This window comes from Marinobacterium stanieri, assembly GCF_900155945.1.
In the GTDB taxonomy this organism is placed as follows: Bacteria; Pseudomonadota; Gammaproteobacteria; order Pseudomonadales; family Balneatricaceae; genus Marinobacterium; species Marinobacterium stanieri.
In genome coordinates, this window is sequence record NZ_FTMN01000002.1 from 195,734 (window position 1) to 213,741 (window position 18,008).

General features: G+C 55.9%; 23 protein-coding genes. 14 read left to right on the plus strand and 9 right to left on the minus strand.

What is annotated here, in order from left to right; translation table 11 throughout:
• Positions 1 to 54: 54 nt before the first annotated feature.
• The 6 genes from paaE to BW956_RS05755 all read right to left on the minus strand — a co-directional run bounded on the left by paaE (position 55) and on the right by BW956_RS05755 (position 6,265).
• The gene (paaE, locus tag BW956_RS05730; RefSeq protein WP_076461549.1) at positions 55 to 1,155 is read right to left on the minus strand and encodes a 1,2-phenylacetyl-CoA epoxidase subunit PaaE; all 1,101 of its coding nucleotides are present in this window, start codon (positions 1,153 to 1,155) and stop codon (positions 55 to 57) included.
• Between the two features lie 9 nt (positions 1,156 to 1,164).
• A complete protein-coding gene (gene paaD, locus BW956_RS05735; RefSeq protein WP_010325401.1) occupies positions 1,165 to 1,704 on the minus strand; it encodes a 1,2-phenylacetyl-CoA epoxidase subunit PaaD in 540 nt (179 codons plus the stop codon).
• Positions 1,705 to 1,729: 25 nt separating this feature from the next.
• Entirely contained in the window at positions 1,730 to 2,494 is a 765-nt protein-coding gene (gene paaC, locus BW956_RS05740) for a 1,2-phenylacetyl-CoA epoxidase subunit PaaC (RefSeq protein WP_010325400.1), read from the minus strand.
• 34 nt (positions 2,495 to 2,528) lie between these two features.
• Positions 2,529 to 2,822: a 1,2-phenylacetyl-CoA epoxidase subunit PaaB gene (gene paaB / locus BW956_RS05745; RefSeq protein WP_010325399.1), complete on the minus strand. Its 294-nt coding sequence runs from the start codon at positions 2,820 to 2,822 to the stop codon at positions 2,529 to 2,531.
• A gap of 14 nt (positions 2,823 to 2,836) precedes the next feature.
• Complete coding sequence (gene paaA, locus BW956_RS05750) at positions 2,837 to 3,778, minus strand: 1,2-phenylacetyl-CoA epoxidase subunit PaaA (RefSeq protein WP_076461551.1); 942 nt, start codon at positions 3,776 to 3,778, stop codon at positions 2,837 to 2,839.
• Between the two features lie 468 nt (positions 3,779 to 4,246).
• Positions 4,247 to 6,265 carry a methyl-accepting chemotaxis protein gene (locus tag BW956_RS05755; protein WP_139327134.1) on the minus strand — a complete coding sequence of 673 codons (2,019 nt, stop codon included), beginning with the start codon at positions 6,263 to 6,265 and terminating at the stop codon, positions 4,247 to 4,249.
• Between the two features lie 1,237 nt (positions 6,266 to 7,502).
• Between BW956_RS05755 and BW956_RS05760 the strand changes: the two genes are divergently transcribed.
• Positions 7,503 to 8,078, plus strand: a complete 576-nt coding sequence (locus tag BW956_RS05760; protein ID WP_076461555.1) for a hypothetical protein — start codon at positions 7,503 to 7,505, stop codon at positions 8,076 to 8,078.
• Positions 8,079 to 8,156: 78 nt separating this feature from the next.
• Here BW956_RS05760 and BW956_RS05765 read toward each other — a convergent pair whose 3' ends face one another.
• Positions 8,157 to 9,152: a phage portal protein gene (locus tag BW956_RS05765; protein ID WP_076461557.1), complete on the minus strand. Its 996-nt coding sequence runs from the start codon at positions 9,150 to 9,152 to the stop codon at positions 8,157 to 8,159.
• Positions 9,152 to 10,927: a terminase ATPase subunit family protein gene (locus BW956_RS05770; RefSeq protein WP_217695094.1), complete on the minus strand. Its 1,776-nt coding sequence runs from the start codon at positions 10,925 to 10,927 to the stop codon at positions 9,152 to 9,154. The genes BW956_RS05765 and BW956_RS05770 overlap by 1 nt, the downstream gene beginning before the upstream one ends.
• Before the next feature lie 166 nt (positions 10,928 to 11,093).
• On the opposite strand from BW956_RS05770, the gene BW956_RS05775 reads away from it, so the two are divergent.
• The 13 genes from BW956_RS05775 (at position 11,094) to BW956_RS05835 (ending at position 17,716) form a co-directional block, all read left to right on the plus strand.
• On the plus strand, positions 11,094 to 11,918 hold the full coding sequence (locus BW956_RS05775; protein ID WP_076461561.1) for a GPO family capsid scaffolding protein: 825 nt from the start codon (positions 11,094 to 11,096) through the stop codon (positions 11,916 to 11,918).
• Positions 11,919 to 11,971: 53 nt separating this feature from the next.
• On the plus strand, positions 11,972 to 12,991 hold the full coding sequence (locus tag BW956_RS05780; protein WP_076461563.1) for a phage major capsid protein, P2 family: 1,020 nt from the start codon (positions 11,972 to 11,974) through the stop codon (positions 12,989 to 12,991).
• A gap of 34 nt (positions 12,992 to 13,025) precedes the next feature.
• Entirely contained in the window at positions 13,026 to 13,697 is a 672-nt protein-coding gene (gene gpM, locus BW956_RS05785) for a phage terminase small subunit (RefSeq protein WP_076461565.1), read from the plus strand.
• Between the two features lie 112 nt (positions 13,698 to 13,809).
• On the plus strand, positions 13,810 to 14,274 hold the full coding sequence (locus BW956_RS05790) for a head completion/stabilization protein (protein WP_076461566.1): 465 nt from the start codon (positions 13,810 to 13,812) through the stop codon (positions 14,272 to 14,274).
• On the plus strand, positions 14,274 to 14,486 hold the full coding sequence (locus BW956_RS05795) for a tail protein X (protein WP_076461568.1): 213 nt from the start codon (positions 14,274 to 14,276) through the stop codon (positions 14,484 to 14,486). The genes BW956_RS05790 and BW956_RS05795 overlap by 1 nt, the downstream gene beginning before the upstream one ends.
• 9 nt (positions 14,487 to 14,495) lie before the next feature.
• Positions 14,496 to 14,846 (plus strand): putative holin, encoded by a 351-nt coding sequence (locus BW956_RS05800; protein WP_076461569.1) that lies wholly within the window; start codon positions 14,496 to 14,498, stop codon positions 14,844 to 14,846.
• A complete protein-coding gene (locus BW956_RS05805; protein ID WP_076461571.1) occupies positions 14,843 to 15,133 on the plus strand; it encodes a phage holin family protein in 291 nt (96 codons plus the stop codon). The genes BW956_RS05800 and BW956_RS05805 overlap by 4 nt, the downstream gene beginning before the upstream one ends.
• On the plus strand, positions 15,124 to 15,933 hold the full coding sequence (locus BW956_RS05810; protein ID WP_076461572.1) for an N-acetylmuramidase domain-containing protein: 810 nt from the start codon (positions 15,124 to 15,126) through the stop codon (positions 15,931 to 15,933). The genes BW956_RS05805 and BW956_RS05810 overlap by 10 nt, the downstream gene beginning before the upstream one ends.
• Positions 15,930 to 16,121 (plus strand): hypothetical protein, encoded by a 192-nt coding sequence (locus tag BW956_RS05815; RefSeq protein WP_076461574.1) that lies wholly within the window; start codon positions 15,930 to 15,932, stop codon positions 16,119 to 16,121. The genes BW956_RS05810 and BW956_RS05815 overlap by 4 nt, the downstream gene beginning before the upstream one ends.
• A 14-nt stretch (positions 16,122 to 16,135) precedes the next feature.
• On the plus strand, positions 16,136 to 16,420 hold the full coding sequence (locus BW956_RS05820) for a YgdI/YgdR family lipoprotein (RefSeq protein WP_076461575.1): 285 nt from the start codon (positions 16,136 to 16,138) through the stop codon (positions 16,418 to 16,420).
• A complete protein-coding gene (locus BW956_RS05825; RefSeq protein WP_076461577.1) occupies positions 16,407 to 16,832 on the plus strand; it encodes a hypothetical protein in 426 nt (141 codons plus the stop codon). The genes BW956_RS05820 and BW956_RS05825 overlap by 14 nt, the downstream gene beginning before the upstream one ends.
• Positions 16,825 to 17,283 (plus strand): phage tail protein, encoded by a 459-nt coding sequence (locus BW956_RS05830; RefSeq protein ID WP_076461579.1) that lies wholly within the window; start codon positions 16,825 to 16,827, stop codon positions 17,281 to 17,283. Before BW956_RS05825 ends, BW956_RS05830 begins: the two co-directional genes overlap by 8 nt.
• Positions 17,276 to 17,716, plus strand: a complete 441-nt coding sequence (locus BW956_RS05835; protein WP_076461580.1) for a phage virion morphogenesis protein — start codon at positions 17,276 to 17,278, stop codon at positions 17,714 to 17,716. Before BW956_RS05830 ends, BW956_RS05835 begins: the two co-directional genes overlap by 8 nt.
• 10 nt (positions 17,717 to 17,726) lie before the next feature.
• On the opposite strand, the gene BW956_RS22390 is transcribed toward BW956_RS05835, so the two are convergent.
• Entirely contained in the window at positions 17,727 to 17,894 is a 168-nt protein-coding gene (locus BW956_RS22390) for a hypothetical protein (RefSeq protein WP_175611970.1), read from the minus strand.
• Between the last annotated feature and the right edge of the window lie 114 nt (positions 17,895 to 18,008).

An 18,008-nucleotide genomic window follows, 5' to 3' on the forward strand; every position in this document is an offset into this window, starting at 1 on the left:
CTAGATATAAAAAAGCCCGACCGAAGTCGGGCTTTTGCGGGTCTTGCAGAGCAATCAGTTGCGCTGGTCAAAGTCCAGAACGACCTCGTCAGAGATCGGGTGCGCCTGGCAGCTAAGCACGTAACCGGCTTCGATTTCGTGCGGCTCCAGACCGTGAGAGATATCCATCTCCACTTCACCTTTCACCAGCTTACATTTACAGGTGGAGCAGACACCGCCCTTACAGGAGTAAGGCAGGTCCATGCCCACATCCATACCGGCATCCAGGATGTTCTGACCCACGGTGGCCAGATCAAACATGACAGAGCGACCATCGGCAACGACGGTAACCTTGCTCATCTTCTCTTCACCGTACTGAGCCACACGCGCCTGGGCTTTTTCCAGAGTCGCCTGGGCATCGGCGGAAGAGCTGGCAAAGAGTTCGTAGTGAATCTGGTCGTCGCTCAGACCTTCCATACGGAAACCGCGAGACACTTCGGTCATCATCGCTTCAGGACCACAGATGAAAGCTTCATCGGTGTTCTTGATATCGATCAAACCGGCTTTCTGCAGTGCGTAGCCTTTCTTGTTGTCGATACGGCCATTCAGCAGGTCAGCACCCTGGTCTTCATAGTCCATGATGTTGATCCACTGGAAGCGATCCAAGTAACGGTTCTTGACGAAGTTCAGTTCGTCTTTGAACATTACTGTGTTGGAACGCTGGTTACCGTAGATCAGGGTCACGCGGCTGTTCGGTTCGATGTCCAGCACGGATTTCATGATGGAGATCATCGGCGTGATACCGGAACCGGCGGCGATGCACATGTAGTTCTTCGCGTTGTCCGGCTTCAGCTCGGTGTAGAAGCTACCCTGCGGCGGCATCACTTCAATATCCATGCCCGGCTTGAAGTGGTCGTTGGCGTAGTTGGAGAACTTGCCGCCATCGACACGCTTGATGCCAACACGCATCTTGCCGTCGGTCACACCGGAGCAGATGGAGTAGGAACGACGGACATCTTCACCGTCGATCATGGCACGCAGGGTCAGAAACTGGCCCTGGATGAAGTTGAATTTCTCGGTCAGCTCTTCCGGTACAGCAAAGGTCACGCTGATGGCCGAATCGGTTTCCGGCTGCACTTCGGCAATTTTCAGCGTGTAGAAATTGGTGTCAGACATTGCTTCACCTTATATCTTTTTGAAATAGTCAAAAGGCTCATTGCAGTCATTGCACTGAAACAGCGCCTTACAGGCGGTGGAGCCAAACTCACTGATTCTGCGGGTGTCGCGTGATCCGCAATGCGGACACTGGGCATGAGCGTCCGGCGTCAGACCGTCCTCATCCAGCTCGGCATCTTCAGGCGGCGCGATACCGTAGTTGCGCAGCTTGCGCCGCCCTTCCGGCGACATCCACTCGGAGCTCCAGGCCGGCGACAGTTTGGTTTTCACCTCAACGTCGTCGTAGCCGTTGGCCTTGAGCGCCGCAATAACATCATCGGTAATGGTGTTCATCGCCGGGCAACCCGAGTATGTCGGGGTGATGGTGACCACAATGCGGTCACCGTCACGCTCGACATCACGCAAGATCCCCAGATCCCAAATGCTCAGTACCGGCACTTCAGGATCCTTAACTTGATCGAGCAGGTCCCAAAGCTCCTTCACCTCAGCGGCGTTGCGCTGCTGGAGGCGCTGGTACTGCTCTTCTGGCATCAGTGAGATTTCATTCATGATTCTTATTCCTGGCAGCTTGCGCTTACCACTGGCAACCCGGGTAAGAACGGTGCGTAATCTGCATCTCGGTCAGCATGTGACCCAGATTTTCAGTGTGATAACCGGTACGGCCACCACGCACAGCCCAACTATCTTCAGGTACTGTCAGTGTCGCTTCGGTGAGAATGTCGCTGACCATTTTGTGCCACTCGTCACGCAGCTTGGACACGTCCACCGCGATACCGGCGTCGGCCAGCATCTGTTCGGTTTCGTCCATGTCGAACAGCTCATGGGTGTAGCCCCAGAGTGAATCGACCGCTTTCTGCGTACGCTTGTGACTTTCTTCGGTACCGTCACCCAGACGCAGAACCCATTCACGGCTGCGACGCAGGTGATATTTGGTTTCCTTGATACCCTTGGCCGCAATGGCAGACAGGGTTTCATCCTTGGAATGCAGCAGCTGCGGCAGTACCAGGGTGTAGTACACGTCTGCGAACAGCTGACGTACCTGCGAGTAGGCGAAATCACCTTTCGGCATTTCCATCAGCAGCAGGTTGCGGTATTCACGATCACTGCGCATATAAGCGAAGTCATCTTCGGTGCGGCCATCATCAGCCAGCTCGGCTGCATAGGTGTAAAACATGCGGGCGCGACCGATGTAGTCCAGCGCCACGTTGCCGTAGGCAATATCTTCTTCCAGGAACGGGCCGTAGCTGACCCATTCAGAGATACGGTGACCCAGTACTACAGAGTCATCACCCAGACGGGTGGCGTATTCCAGCGTTGCCGCTTTGATTGCATCACTCATTACTTGTCTCCTCAATCTATCCCGTGAATGCCAATTACATGTTGTTAACGGGATCGGGCAGGACGTAATAAGTCGCATGGCGGTACGGCTTGTCGTCGTTCGGATCGTAGAAGCAATCCGCATCATCTTCCTGAGAGGCACAGATGTCGCTGGATTTAACAACCCACAGGCTCACGCCTTCGCTACGACGGGTATAGCAGTCACGGGCGTATTCCAGTGCCTGTTCGTGATCTTCGGCGTGCAGGCTTCCAACATGCTTGTGGTCCAGACCGCGCTTGGAACGAACAAATACTTCAAACAGTTCCAGTTTTTCAGTTGGCTTAGTCATTATCAGGTCCCCTCTTACGCCGCATTCTGCGCTTTTTTAGCGCGTTTCTTTTCGTTGTATGCCGCAATGGCGTCACGTACCCACTCACCTTCTTCGTGAGCAGCAACGTGGTGTTCGATACGTTCACGGTTGCAGTGACCGTTACCGTTGATAACGCTCCAGAACTCGTCCCAGTTCAGGTCGCTGCTATCGTAGTGGCCACGCTCTTCGTTCCACTTCAGGTTTTTGTCCGGATGCTCCAGACCCAGTACCTCGATCTGCTTAACGGTCTGGTCAACAAACTTCTGACGCAGGTCGTCGTTGGTCTCACGCTTGATCTTCCACTCCATGGACTTCTGGGAGTGGGCAGAAGCGGAGTCATGCGGACCAAACATCATCAGCGCCGGCCAGTAGAAACGGTTCAGAGCGTCCTGAGCCATCTCTTTCTGCTCCGGAGAACCGTGTGCCAGTGCCAGCATGGCTTCATAGCCCTGACGCTGGTGGAAGCTCTCTTCCTTACAGATACGGATCATGCCGCGAGAATAAGGACCGTAAGAGGTGCGCTGCAGGGATACCTGGTTAACGATGGCAGCACCGTCTACCAGCCAGCCGATTGCTGCGACATCTGCCCAGGTCAGGGTCGGGTAGTTGAAGATGGAAGAGTACTTGGCCTTGCCAGTCTGCAGCTGCTCGATCATTTCGGAACGCGAAATGCCCAGAGTTTCGGCTGCAGAGTACAGGTACAGGCCGTGACCCGCTTCATCCTGAACCTTGGACAGCAGAACCGCCTTGCGACGCAGGGACGGAGCACGGGTAATCCAGTTGCCTTCCGGCTGCATGCCAATCACTTCAGAATGGGCGTGCTGAGAGATCTGGCGGATCAGGTTTTTGCGGTAATCTGCCGGCATCCAGTCCTTGGGTTCGATCTTCTCTTCCGCTTCGATCTTCCGCATGAAATTTTGTTCTTCGGGCGTCATCGTTCTGCTCTCCGATCTTATGTTTCTTACTTTCGCACTATGTAACAGCTTATTGTACGTAAGCGATTATTTTGTATCGCACCTGCGTGATGGAAGCCGTAACCACCGTGTTAATCACAGGCGCGACATCACAAGATACGCTCACCAGCATGCGATAGAGTAAATGTACACCAACTCTTCCAATTAATGATACACAAATTGGAATATTTTTTTAAATAAATGTATCACTTGAAAGATTGATGTACCTCAAGTTCCTTAATTCTAGTTCACACTGGCGAATCCGTGATCAGCTGTACGCACATCCATTTGGCGCAGAGCACGGCGCACCTCAACACCATCAACGCCAAACCAGCCATTTGAAGAAAGAAGCGGCCCTGAACGCAAAACGCCCTGCCATTTGGCAGGGCGCTATGCACTATAAGAAGAAGACAGGGCGCACAGGGCAAACACCCTGTCAGCAACCCGGCACTACACCTTGAAAGCGGACACCACTGCCTGCAGTCGCTCCGTTTGCTGCGCCATCTGACGACAGGCTTCTACCGTCTCACGTGCCCCGTTGGCGGTTTGGCTTCCCACCTGGCTAATCGAGTGTATATTGCGTTCGATTTCACTGGCCACCTGGGTCTGCTGCTCACCTGCAGAGGCGATCTGGGTGTTGAAATCGAGAATGCGACTGATTGCACTCGAGATATGCTCGAGACTACGGCCGACTTCAGAGGAATTGGACACCGTCTGGCCAACCTTGCCGTGCGACACCTCCATCGCTTTCACAGCCTCGCCCACGCCTGACTGCAAGCCGAGAATCATGCTTTCTATTTCCGCGGTTGACTCCTGAGTGCGCTTGGCCAGAGTGCGCACTTCATCTGCAACGACGGCGAAGCCGCGCCCCTGCTCCCCTGCCCGCGCTGCCTCGATCGCCGCATTCAACGCCAGCAGGTTGGTCTGCTCGGCAACGCCTTTAATGACATCCAAAACCTGGGCAATGGTGTCACTTTCCTTGACCAGCCGGCGGATTGAGCCCATGGCGTTATCGATATCCGTCGACAGCTGGTGTATGTCACCCAGGGTCACCTCAACCAGCTTTTGCCCCTGCGTCGCTTCGGAATCCACACTGCCGGTTTCACGGGAAGCCACCTGGGTTTGCTTGGCAACATCTTCTGCACTGGCAACCATCTGGTTGACCGCCGTGGCCACCTGCTCGGTTTCCTGCTGCTGACGTTCAACATCCTCACGGCTTCGGTGAGCAATACCATCCACCACAGCAGCCTGGCTTGCCACAGCCTGCGCCGTACTGGTGACCTGCCCCAGCAGATTGCGCATCTGCTCAACCATGGCGTTGAACCGCCCCGCCAGTCGCCCCATTTCATCACGGTTGCCGATACAGACCTGCTGAGTCAAATCACCCTGGGCCACTGACTCCGCTGCCGAAAGCAGCGCATTAATTGCCCTGCGCACCGACACACTGAACCCCAGCATCAGATAGTTCGTGAGCACAAACACCAGCACAATCGCAGCCAAAAGCCCGTAGAACAACTGCTCCTGCGCCCCATAACGCTGTTGCAGCCGGCCATTCACGAATTGCAGCGCAGCATCAATGAATGCATACACCTGCTCGGTCGTGGCCGATTCGCGCTGGTAATAGCTGCGCCAGTCATAATCGATATTTTCATCCAGCAGCAAATCGTTCTCGAAACGAACAACCCCTTGCTCAAGGCTCTCAACGATTGCTTGAGCCGAGTCGATAACGGCCTTTCCATAAACGGCCTCGTTGCCCAGAACAGGTCGCAAGGCACTATCGAGACGCTTCTGGTCACTTAACAACTCGTCCATCAAACGACTGAGGATTTCAATCATGGTGGAGTTCATGGTGCCCGAACGCACAGTAAGCGTGGAGAAGCTGCGCATCTGCCCCTGATGCTCAAGCAGCGACTCCATGGAGTCGAGCACCGTTTTCATCAAGACAAAGTTGTTCGGATCCGAATCCTGATAGAGTCCCGTGTGATAACTGATGGTGTGCACCAGTATCCAGCTTTCCAGAACCAACTGGTTTTCATTGGCAAAGCTGCCTTCGGTATTGGAGCCGGACGACATCAGCGGCTTGTTACTGATGGCCTCAAGCCGCTCAAACGAGTCCGCCAGCTTGCCTTCCAGCCCCAGCTCAGCCACATAGACTTGCAACCTCGCCAGATTTTCCGCATAGGCATCACCCAGCTCAGCGATCTCCTGCTGCAGGACATTCGCGGTCTCACGCACTACGGTCAGGTCCCGGACCTCACCGGCGATACGGGTTAACTCAAGGGCTTGCTGCAGGGCCTCCATTCCGCTCAGCTGTTGCCGGGTAGAATCCTTCCTGGCCGATATATCGCTCAGTTGCATATAGGCCAGCCACAACAGGGGAATAAGAAACAGCAAATTGATCAGAATAAATTTAGACAGGTAGGACAGCCTGTTCATCAGGCTGATCGCAGGCGTAAGCAAACTTGGCATCAGGTGTTCCAACTTATTATTTTTGTAGAGTCGGTTTCCAGAAAAAAGCGTTGCCGCTAACTGCCAGCACAGCACCAGTTAACCAATACGGACAGGCATTGACGTGCAAAAACGCTTTAACGTCTCATTTAAACAACAAGACAACCGATAGGACATGGCAGAACAGGCCACAAAATTGACATTAAAAGACAGTAGAAACGGATAGATGCAATACCGACGCAACATCCGAGCACAGATCAGGCTGTGGGAATGGCTATCAGATACAATAGTAGAACAAAAGAACTAAAGAGGAGGAAATTGGTGGAGCCTAGCGGGATCGAACCGCTGACCTCAACACTGCCAGTGTGTTCTGGACAATAATCCATCCTACTGATTTAGAAGCAATTATTACCTTTTCAGCGTAGCTGCCAACCTCTACTCCCAACCACACATACACCTGATACAAAAACTCACACCTCAGGCCTAAACCAATTTCCTGAACAAGAAGTTATGAGAAAGAAACACCCCTCGCATGTGCGCACGCACGCATTAGGGAGTAGGTCTAATTTTTTTCAGGAGGCCATCGGAAAAAGGTGATAAAGGTGATGGACGGCAGAAATATGGCTGGAGGCCACGAATCACAAGGACTTCAGGATACACGCAAAAGGTGATTAAACGGTGATAGATTGGTGATGTGTTACCTTTTAGATAGGTGATACTGATAAAAAATAAAATACTTATAAAACAATAACCTATAATTCCATCACCTTATTGATCACCTTTCATCACCTTTCAGAGGTAACAATAAATACCATATATATCAGTCACTTACAGACTTTTTTATACGACATCACCTAAATCACCTTTCCCCGATGCAAGAATGAAATATCCAGCACTGAACGTATCCCCCAGAACTCCCTGTAACCCCCTCTGTACCCGCATAAATCCGCATGAATTCCTGCCACCACCATAGCTACGAAAAGCCCACAGTGGGCCTGTCCTGCAGCCGTATCATGCACCGCATAATTACACGCTCAAGAAGCACCGCAGGCGTGGAGGGGGACGAGCGCGTTTACGGGGTAGTGGTTGGCTGTGGTAGGTGCAGGGACTATTGAAGCGAGTAGTACCCTCTGCAATGGCTGGAACTATGGCTGTGATTAAGACACCATGCAGATGGCAAGAGGAGATTACTTTTTACTGCTTTCCTGATTGACTACACATCATCATTTCGACAGCTATATGACACATGGAGAGGGCTATGTTTACTGTTGACAGCAACTTTATCGGTGAATTTAAAACTGGAGATAATATCAACTACAACCTCAAGGTTCTCTCGGTCCTTTACCAATCCCAATGTGATGCCCCATCAGAGGACGCCCCCCTCTTTTGTAAGCCAATCATCATTTCTCTCACGTCTGTAGTAGAAGCGTTGTTACATGACCTGTTTTATAGGATCAACAACTTTACAAGCGAGGGTGTAGAGAACATAGCAGACGAGGTACTGGAGGCTGTAAGAGAGAAAACATTGGACCAGTTTGCAACTTACATTGATGGGGCGAAGAAGCATAAGCTTCTTGGTGAAGATGATGATCTTTATGACGAATTACATGCATTACGCCAAGTAAGAAACCGGATACATATACAGAATGCAAAGCAAATATTAGATAGGGATGAAGTACGAGTGTTTACTCCTGCCTGCCAAGAAAGCGCTGAACTCGCCCTCGAGCAGGTAATCAAACATGTATCATCAAGCTACATGAGGTCTGATTTCACGCAGGGGTACGTAGACGATTTCCAGCTCCCTTGGGAAGAACGCTTAACTGACGAGATGTAATAACAGAGTGAATTATCAGCAGCGGTTCACTCATGTAGGGATGCACCGCTGCTCAAAGCATTCAACATCCAATTTTTCTTACACCGCTTCTTCGATCACATAGGGGTCGAATTTCACTACCTCCTCGCCCATCCATTCGTTGAGTTCCAGGAAGCGGCTTTGCAGCGGTACCAGTTCGTTGCGGGCGAATACCATGGATGCCTTCTCCACATCTCCGAATCCGCCTACGTTGCTGGGCATGATACCCATCAGAACGGGTGGCACGCGGTGCGCTGCGAGCATGTCATCGCGGGTGACGTTTTTGATGTTGAAGATGTCGTCCTTGGCCGCGACCTCGCTGATCGGGATCACCTGCAGGCCGTCTTTCTTGCCGTTGGGCGAGTACATGAACAGGTTGCGGAAGTTACCAGGGCCTTTGCTATCCTTGAGTGCCTGGCGAAGGTTGTCCACGTCACTTTCGTTCTGGGCCGTGTCAGTCATGTAGAGGATGAAACCCGCGTGGCTGCCGTTTAGGTAATACTTGCGGCGGAACAGCGTGGCGCTCTCGTTCAACCAGGCGCTGTTGAGTGCAGCGAGGTATTCCGGCAGGCCGTAGATCTCCTGGTTGATATCGGGCTCCATCAGGTGGAAGACGCTGCCCTTGCGGAACTCGTGCTCCTTGCCCCAACCGCGCACGAACCAGTAGGTGTCCAGGTCGAGTCCACGGCGGGTGTATTTGGCCAGTGCTGGTTCCAGCGTCATGGAGCGATTGCCCATGCTTTTCTGGTTTTCGAGATAAGCGTTGCCGAAAATAATGAAGTCCAGAGCCCAGCGACGGAATGCCTGGCGGGACAGCAGCCTGTGCGGCTTGAATGCACTGGTCAGGATGTTGGCCTTGAAGTAGATCGGGCTGCTGTGGTGGGTCGCTGCCCGGAAGGACTTGGCCAGGCCATCGAATGACAGCGGCGTCTCGTACCACTTCTGCATCTGCAGGCATTCGATGTAGTCCAGGATCTCGCGCTTATCGAGTACCGGTGTCGGGTCGCCGAAGCTGAAGGCCTCAATGCCGGGCTGTTTCTCTGCTGTCTCGCTCATCAGTAAATCTCCATCATGCTGCTACCGGAGCCCGTAACGGGGCCATCGGTTTCAAGGGGGGCTTTGGCCAGTGCGTGCATCACAGCCCAGGCCAGGTCAGCGTGACCGGTGGTGCCGTTGCGGCCTGCCATGTAAGTGATATGGCGGCCACTGGCGGTGGTGGTTTTGCGGATCGACATGAATGCCTGGGCGATATCGACCCACCCGGCATCAAACTCAAGGCGGCCTTTGCTGATCAGCTGGTAGGCCTTCATGACCAGCTCGCCTTTCACTTCCGGGTTGTACTGGTATTGCACCACGGCCGGGAAGAATTTGCGGACCAGCTGATACACCGAGGAGCCAATCCCCGTGGTGTCGATGCCGATGTGGGTGACGTTGTATTTCGTGGTCAGCTGACGGATCTGCTCGGCCTGGTCTTCATAATCCAGGCCCCTGAACTGCCGGCGCTCAACGATGCGGTGTTTGCCGCCCGGTTTGTCCGGAGGCAACACAACAGCCAGGCCTGCGTTGTCGCCGGTCTCGGTTTCACCGTTCGGGTCATAACCAATCCAGACCGGTTTATCCCCCACCGGTTTAGGTGCAAACGGTTTGAAGTCGTCCCACACCTCCCAGCTATCGACCATGCAACGCTGCATCATCATCATGCCGAACAGGCTCTTGTCGTCATCGACAAACTGGCACATTAGCAGGTTTTCGTATTCGGGCTCGCTGTACTCAAGGCGCAGCTGATTCAGGTCGAACAGATCACAGCCCTGGGCAACGGCATCCTCCACCGTAACGATGTGGCGCCACTGGCCGTCTGGGCACTCCATCCCGTTTTTCAGTGCCGCGTGGCTGGTGTCGATATCGACGCGATCGGCTTTTTTGCGGCGCTTGTTGAACAGCTCGCCGGACCAGTATGGATAGGCGTCATGGCTCAGGCTGGACGGCGTACTGAAATAGGTTTGCCGCCACTTTTTGTGCATCGCCATGCCGGAGGCGACCTTGCGGAGTTCCTGAAACTTGTAGGTCCAGAAATACTCATCGAAGTACAGGTTGCCGTGATAGCTCTGTGCTGTGCGGGCGTTGGTACCCAGGAAGTACAGCGTGGCCCCGTTGGACAGCACTATCGGGTCACCGGTCAGCTCCCAGTCGGCCACATCGCGTGCATACGCCTGAATGTATTCCTTGAACACATGGGCCTGGGCTTTGGAGGCTGAAAGGAAAATCTGGTTTCGCCCGGTTTCGACGGCATCCAGCAGCGCTTCCCGGGCGAAGTAATAGGTGGCCCCGATCTGGCGGCTCTTGAGGATGTTACGGATTCGGTGCTTTTCACCGGCGCGGTACCAGTGTTTCTGGTAGTCGAACAGCTCATCAAAGAACGCGGCACGGAGCTGCTCGGTGATCTCATCCGTGACCTCATTTTTGACCGGCTTTTTGCGCTCGCCCTTGTTGCGATTGGCGACTTTCGGGTTCAGATCCCCCTCATGACCACCCGGTTCCTCATACCGGCGCACGCGGGCCATACGCTCGATCTGGCGACCGAGCAAGTCTATTTCCTTGAAGTCGCGCCCTTCCTTGGGGTCTTTCATTACGAGCTGGATCAGTCTAGCCTCTACGGCAAACTCGACCCGCTCGATAGGCTTGGTCTCGTCCCAGGCATCGCGTTTTTTCCAGCTGTGGACCGTGGCGGCCTTCTCGCCCAGCTGCTCCGCAATGCGGGCAACGCGAAAACCCTGCCAGTACAACAGCCTGGCAAGGCGGCGCGGGTCCAGCTCTTCGGTGAATTCGGTCATGGCGTTCATGCCGCCAGAGTAGCGACCTAACCGCCTCCCTCCCCGTCATCCCTCATGTAAACGCTGGCTATACATACAGCCTCAATTGAAGCCCCTCGCGCATAGGGCCACCCTGACCGTCATCAGAAACGAACAGCAGCAGCTGAATCAGACGAGGACAGGACAGATGGCCAAGAAGGCGCTGAAGAGCAAGTGGTTCCGCGTAGGTGTTGCCGGCGACACCACGGACGGCCGCGAGATCGACCCCAAGTGGCTCGAAGAGATGGCCGAGACCTACAACCCCGAAACTTACGGTGCCCGCGTGAACTGCGAGCACGTCCGTGGCATGGCACCGGATGGCAGCTTTGGTGCCTTTGGTGATGTCCTGGCACTGAAAACCGAAACCGTTCAGATCGACGGTGAAGACAAGGTTGCCCTGTACGCCCAGATCTCACCGAATGACGACCTGGTTGCGTTGAACAAGAAGCGCAAGAAGGTCTACACCAGCATGGAGATCGACCACAACTTCTCCGGAAAGGATAAGGCCTACTTGGTCGGCCTGGCGGTGACCGACTCCCCAGCTTCCCTCGGTACCGAGATGCTTGAGTTTGCCGCCAAGGCACAGCACAACCCGTTCAACGACCGCAAACAGAAGCCTGAAAACGTCTTTAGCGCTGCCCGCGAAGTCGAGCTCGAGTTCGAAGACAGCACCTCCATCCTGGACAAGGTGAAGTCCATTTTCAGCAAGTCCGAAGCCACCCATGCCGAACAGCACGGTGATGTCACCGCTGCGATTGAAGCGATCGCCAGCGAAGTCGCCGATCTGAAGGACCAGTTCAGCGAACTGGGCAAGGGTAACGACGACACCGAACAGCTGAAAAAGCTGCAGACCGACCTGTCCGGTGCTCTGGAAAAGCTGAACACCCTGGAGCAGCAGCTGGATAAAACCCCGAATTTCACCCGACGCCCGGCTGCCTCTGGCGGCAATGGACAGCTGGTTACCGACTGCTAAGCCAGTCGGTACCGCCGAACGGACACACGCCCTGAATTACCGGAGATAGCCCCATGCGTAACGAAACCCGTGCACTTTACAACGCCTACCTGGCTCAGATCGGCTCACTGAACAAGGTCGAAGACCCCAGCGTTAAATTCAACGTACTGCCCAGCGTGCAGCAGACGCTGGAAACCAAAATCCAGGAAAGCTCTGAGTTCCTGAGCCGGATCAACATTATCCCTGTTCGTGAAATGCAGGGCGATAAGTTGGGCCTGGGCATCGGCAACCCTATTGCCAGCAACACCGACACCAGCAACAAAGATCGCCAGACCAAAGATCCGACCAACCTGGACGAGCGTGGCTACCTGTGCCGCAAGAACAACAGCGACACCCATATCACCTATGCCAAGCTGGACATGTGGGCCAAGTTCCCCGACTTCCAGACCCGCATCCGTGACGCCATCCTGCGCCGCCAGGCACTGGACCGCATCACCATCGGGTTCAACGGTGCCAGCTACTCAGCTGATTCCGATATCGCCACCAATCCGTTACTGCAGGATGTAAACATCGGCTGGTTCCAGAAATACCGTGACGAAGCGGCTGAGCGAGTACTGTCTGAAGTGGTCGATGCCTCTGGCAAGATCAACGTCTACGCTGGTGGTGACTACGAGAACCTGGACGCCCTGGTATTCGACGCGGTGAACAACCTGATCGAACCCTGGTACCGCGAAGATACCGAACTGGTAGCGATCATGGGCCGCGACCTGCTGGCCGACAAATACTTCCCGATTGTGAACCAGAACCACGCCCCGACCGAAACGCTGGCCGCTGACCTGGTCATCAGCCAGAAGCGTGTCGGCGGTTTGCCGGCAGTGCGTGCCCCGTTCGTGCCGGCCGGTGCCATGATGATCACCCGTCTGGACAACCTCTCCATCTACTTCCAGGAAGAGGCTCGCCGCCGTCACCTCATGGACAACCCCAAGCGTGACCGCATTGAGAACTACGAGTCCTCAAACGACGCCTACGTGGTCGAAGACTACGGCCTGGGCTGCCTGATCGAAAACATCGAGACCGTGAACCCGGCCCCGTAAGGGCCGGCTCCACTAACCGATCGGGAGAACTGACATGATCTCACCCGCAAAACGTCACCTCATGCGCGTCAAGGCTGCCCAGGAGGCAGCCAAGGCCGCCGAGACACAGGTACGGCCGGATGCCAGCCAGTACGAACTGATGCTGGCCAAGCTGTACGATGACAAGCGCCGCTTGAGAGGCGTGGAGTCAATGAAGACCCGTGCCGAGATGAAGCGCGAGATGCTACCAGAGTACGCACCCTATCTCACCGGCATTCTGCAGTCGGACGCCGGTGTCCAGGACGACGTACTCACCACCACCATGCTTTGGTGCATTGATGCCGGCGAGTACAACGATGCACTGGACCTAGCCGAGTACGCCATGCGCCACAACCTGACCATGGCCGACTCCTTCAGCCGCTCCCTGCCCTGCCTGCTGGCCGAGCAGTTTGCCGAAGCCGTGCTGAAGAACGAAGACGCCGTGCCGGCCAATGTGCTGTACCAGGTAGGCGAGCTGACCCTGAACCAGGACATGCCCGACCAGGTGAAAGCCAAGCTGCACAAGGCGATCGGCACCGTACTGCTGGAATCTGACCCGAAAGAGGCCCTGACGAACCTGCAGGCCGCCTACGAGTACGACGAACGCAGTGGCGTCAAAACGCAGATCAAGAAGCTGGAAAAGCAGCTGCAACAGAACAAGCCCGACTCTGATTCAGAGCCGGCTTAACCGAGCGTCCCCATGCGCCGGGCGGCAGGTGCGCTGAAGTGGCTTTAACTCCGTTGACCTACTGAAGCGCACCTCCACCGCCCACCAAATTGCCCCCAGCCAGGACAGCACCATGAACGGATTTGTCGCCAATACTCCCAGCATTGAAGAAGCCGACATTGCCAACGCAGCGTTCTGGCCGGCTGTCTCACCGGTCGCCTGTCGCGATGCCATGCGTATCGGCTCCGAAATCACCCCCGAGCGTCTGCGCAATGCCCTGGTCAGTGCCGTCATCGACACCAACGCGGACCTGAACGATTGGCGCCTGGTCCAGGAAATGATGGGCCACGAGAGCCTGGAAGCGGTACCGGCCGACCAGGTAGATGACGAGAGCGTTTACCTCAGCCTCTACCGCCGTGCCGTGTTCAACTTCGCCAAGGCCGAACTGACCGAGCGTTACCGCGACTACGACACCACCCTGCAGGGCGGTGACCGGGCCGAGGATCTGGAATCCACCGTCGACGACTACCGTCGCAACGCCATCCTGGCAATACGCCTGATCAGTGGCCGTGATCGCACCACCGTGGAGCTGATCTGATGGCCACCCAAGTACGTGCCCAGCAAGGCGACACCGTGGATCTCATTTGCCACCGCCACTACGGCCGCACCGGTCGCGTCACCGAAGCCGTACTGGATGCCAACCCGGGCCTGTGCGAACTGGGGCCAGTACTGCCCCACGGCCACCTGGTCACTCTGCCCGATCAGACGGAAACAGCCCCCGTCTCCACCATTATTCAGCTTTGGGATTAAGGAGCGCTCATGGCCGAGCCCAGTACAGCCACCGCAATCACCGTTGCCACCACCGGCGTGGGACTGGCGGCCCTGTTCCCTGGTATCGACGGCAACGCCCTGATTGGCGCCTTTGCCGGTGCCACCCTGTTTGTCATGTCAGCCCGCGAGCTGCGCCATTGGGTCCGCGCCGTTTACCTGGTGATCAGCCTGGTGATGGGCTACATCGCCGCACCTGAAATCACCAACCTGACGTTCATCGAACAGACCGGGGTTGCCAGCTTCCTGGGCTCCGTGTTCTGCATCTCTGCCACCCTGCCGATGATCCGGCAGCTGGAAGACGCCGACCTGCTTGAACTGATTCAGAGGCTGCGCAAATGAACATCATGGATCTCATCGTCTTTGGCTTCAGCGCCGCCACTTGCTTGCGGCTCATCTTTTACCGCCGGGGCACCGCACGCTTTAAACGGCACATATCGGTGCTGGCCTGGCTGGTCATTGTTGTAACCGGCTCCCTGGCACTGTGCCTGCTCACCGGCCGCCTCAGCGCCGGCCAGATCCACCCGATCGGCATCCTGCTGCTCAGCTACCTGGCCATCGCCACCTGGTGCGCTAAAGGCAACCTGGCTCAACTCATACGAATCACAAGGGGACACCAATGGAACTGATCCTGATTGGCAGCAGTGGCTACAACGTACGCGTGCTACAGAAACGGCTCCAGGCCGCTGGCTACGAGGTAACCGTGGATGGCGACTTTGGCAGCAACACCGATATCGCCGTGCGCGCCTTCCAACGTGACCACAACCTGATTGATGACGGTGTCGTCGGCCCCAAGACCCAAGCGGCACTCATGGGCCGCGACACCCGCATGCTGTTAAGCAATGCCGATATAGCCAGAGCCGCCGAACTACTGCAGGTGGACCCTGCGGCCGTCAACGCGCTGCGCGAAGTCGAGAGCCGAGGCACCGGCTTCCTGGACGACGGCCGCGTAGTGATCCTGTACGAACGCCACATCATGCGCCGGCGCATGCTCGCCAACGGCTTTAAGCGTGCCGAGGTAGTATCTGCCGGCAACCGCTTCCCAGGCCTGGTAAACAAAACACCGGGCGGGTACCGAGGCTATTACGCCGAGCACTTCCGCCTGGGCAATGCCAGCAAGATCCACGCACAAAGCGCCATGGAATCCTGCAGCTGGGGGCAATTCCAGATCATGGGCTACCACTGGGAGCGCCTGGGGTTTGAAAGCGTGCATGCCTTCGTCACCGCCATGCGCGAGAACGAAGCCAACCATCTGCAGGCCTTCGTGAGCTTTATCCAGACTGATGCGGATCTACTCAAGGCCCTGCAGGCCCGCGACTGGAAAGCCTTTGCCCGTATCTACAACGGCCCCGGCTACAAAAAGAACCGTTACGACACCCGCCTGGCTGAAGCCTACGCCCGTTACCAACCACAGGAGCAGGCGGCATGAGCGACCACGAGCAGGCCCTGAAGCGCATGGGCCAGCTGATCGATCAGCTGGACAACATCGGCATGTCGATGCAGATGCCGGTTCCCGCTGAAATCCACCTCAAAGCCCTGCGCGAGTCGGTCCCCGAGATCCGCAACGAAGTACGCGCCATCTACGACCTGCTCGGCGGAGCTGATGTCTGGTCATAACCAGGAGACACCTGATGAAACTGAAACGCATATTTCTTGCACTCATCATTGCCGGCACACTTGCCGGCTGTTCCAGTCCGCGACTGCAGGATGGGTATCAAATCGGCGATGCAACCGGAACGGCAGTTGACGGTACGTTGCACCTATTAGAGCTGCGCCACCGCCACTGCCAGCAGACAGACCCAGTGGCCCGTGCCCTGCTGCTCAGGCTGATTAGAACCGTACTGCCGGCCTACCCAGCAGAAGGCATCTGCACCGACATTCTCAGCACGCTGGAGGCCACGGATGAAGTACCGTAAGCGCAACTGGAAATACCAGCTGGCCGAGCGTGCCGTTCTGCAGACACACATCCACCCGCCGGAAACCCTGGAGACTGAGTGGATCACCCTGCACCCGGACGGCACCATGATTCTGGCAAAGGGTTATGCCTGGGACGGCCCATCCGGCCCCACCTTCGACACCCCCGACAGCATGCGTGGCAGCGCCATTCATGACGCCCTGTATCAGCTGATGAAGCTGGGCCTGCTGGATATGAAGTGGTTCAAGAAGAGCAACCAGGAGCTGCTGCGCTGGCTGAAAAAGGACGGCATGTGGTGGATTCGCCGCCGTGCCTGGTACCGCGCTGTTCAAGCCTACGGTGAGGAGTACATGAACCGAGGCGAAGACGACGCAACCATCTACATCGCCCCATCGGGAGACATCTATGCGTAAGCCCCAGGAGCTGCGCGAATATCTGCTCTCCAGCGTGCGCGAACTCAAGCGCAACCCGGAGAAGCTGCAGATCTTCATCGACCGAGGCAACCTGCAGGCACGCCTGCAGGCCAGCCTCCACTTCGAATACCAGTACACCCTGAACCTGATCATCACCGACCTGGCAGATCATTCCGATGTTGTACTGGTCCCCTTGCTCGCCTGGGTGAAACACGCACAGCCCGAGATGGAAGAGGATGCAGTGCAGTTTGAAGCCGACATCATCGACAACCGCAAGATCGATCTCAGCATCACCCTGCCCCTGACCGAGCGCGTGCTGGTGAACCTGAACGCCGAAGGCAACTACACCACCGAACACCTGGGCGAGCCGGTACCGGAGTGGAACCTGCCCGATCCTGTGCTGTTCAAAACGCTCTGGCATGATAACGAGAAGCTGACGCCGGATGTCTGACCTCAACCGCCTGGAAAGCTGGGCCAGCCCGTTACTGCAGAAGCTGGAACCGGCTGAACGCAAGAAACTGGCCCGCCAACTGGGCACAGAGCTGCGCCGATCGCAACGCCAACGCATCGCCGACCAGCGCAACCCAGACGGCTCAGCATTCGCCCCGCGCCGGGCCGAAGCCAAAACCGGCCGCATCCGCCGCAAGGGCATGTTCACCAAACTACGCACCGCCAAATTCCTCAAGACCCGCTATAACGCCAACAGCGTAAGCGTAGGGTTCTTCGGCGATATCGCCCGCCTGGCCCGCGTGCATCAGTACGGCCTGCGTGATCGGGTGGCCAGAGGTGGGCCAGAGATTCAGTACGAACAGAGGGAACTGGTGGGATTTACGTCAGATGATCTGGACTTGATTCAACAACTGCTGATTGATCACCTGACGTAGTAAGGTGGAATTACCCGAAGGCGAAGTACAGGACTACCCCTCCCACACCCAGTATCAGGAAAAAGCCGAACACTTTACCCAAGAAGGTAATTCCAGGCTCTTTCACCCCGCATTGAGGGCAGTACTCGGCAGATGATGCGACTTCATGATTGCATTCCTTACATTTTACGAGTGCCATAACAGTCCTCCTTTTTTCCTTGTTGTGGCTGACAAAATCCTAACCGATTTCGCCTTACAAAGGCATTAACCTTTGTATACCCTCGCTCTACACATACCCCCGCTCTACTCCCGC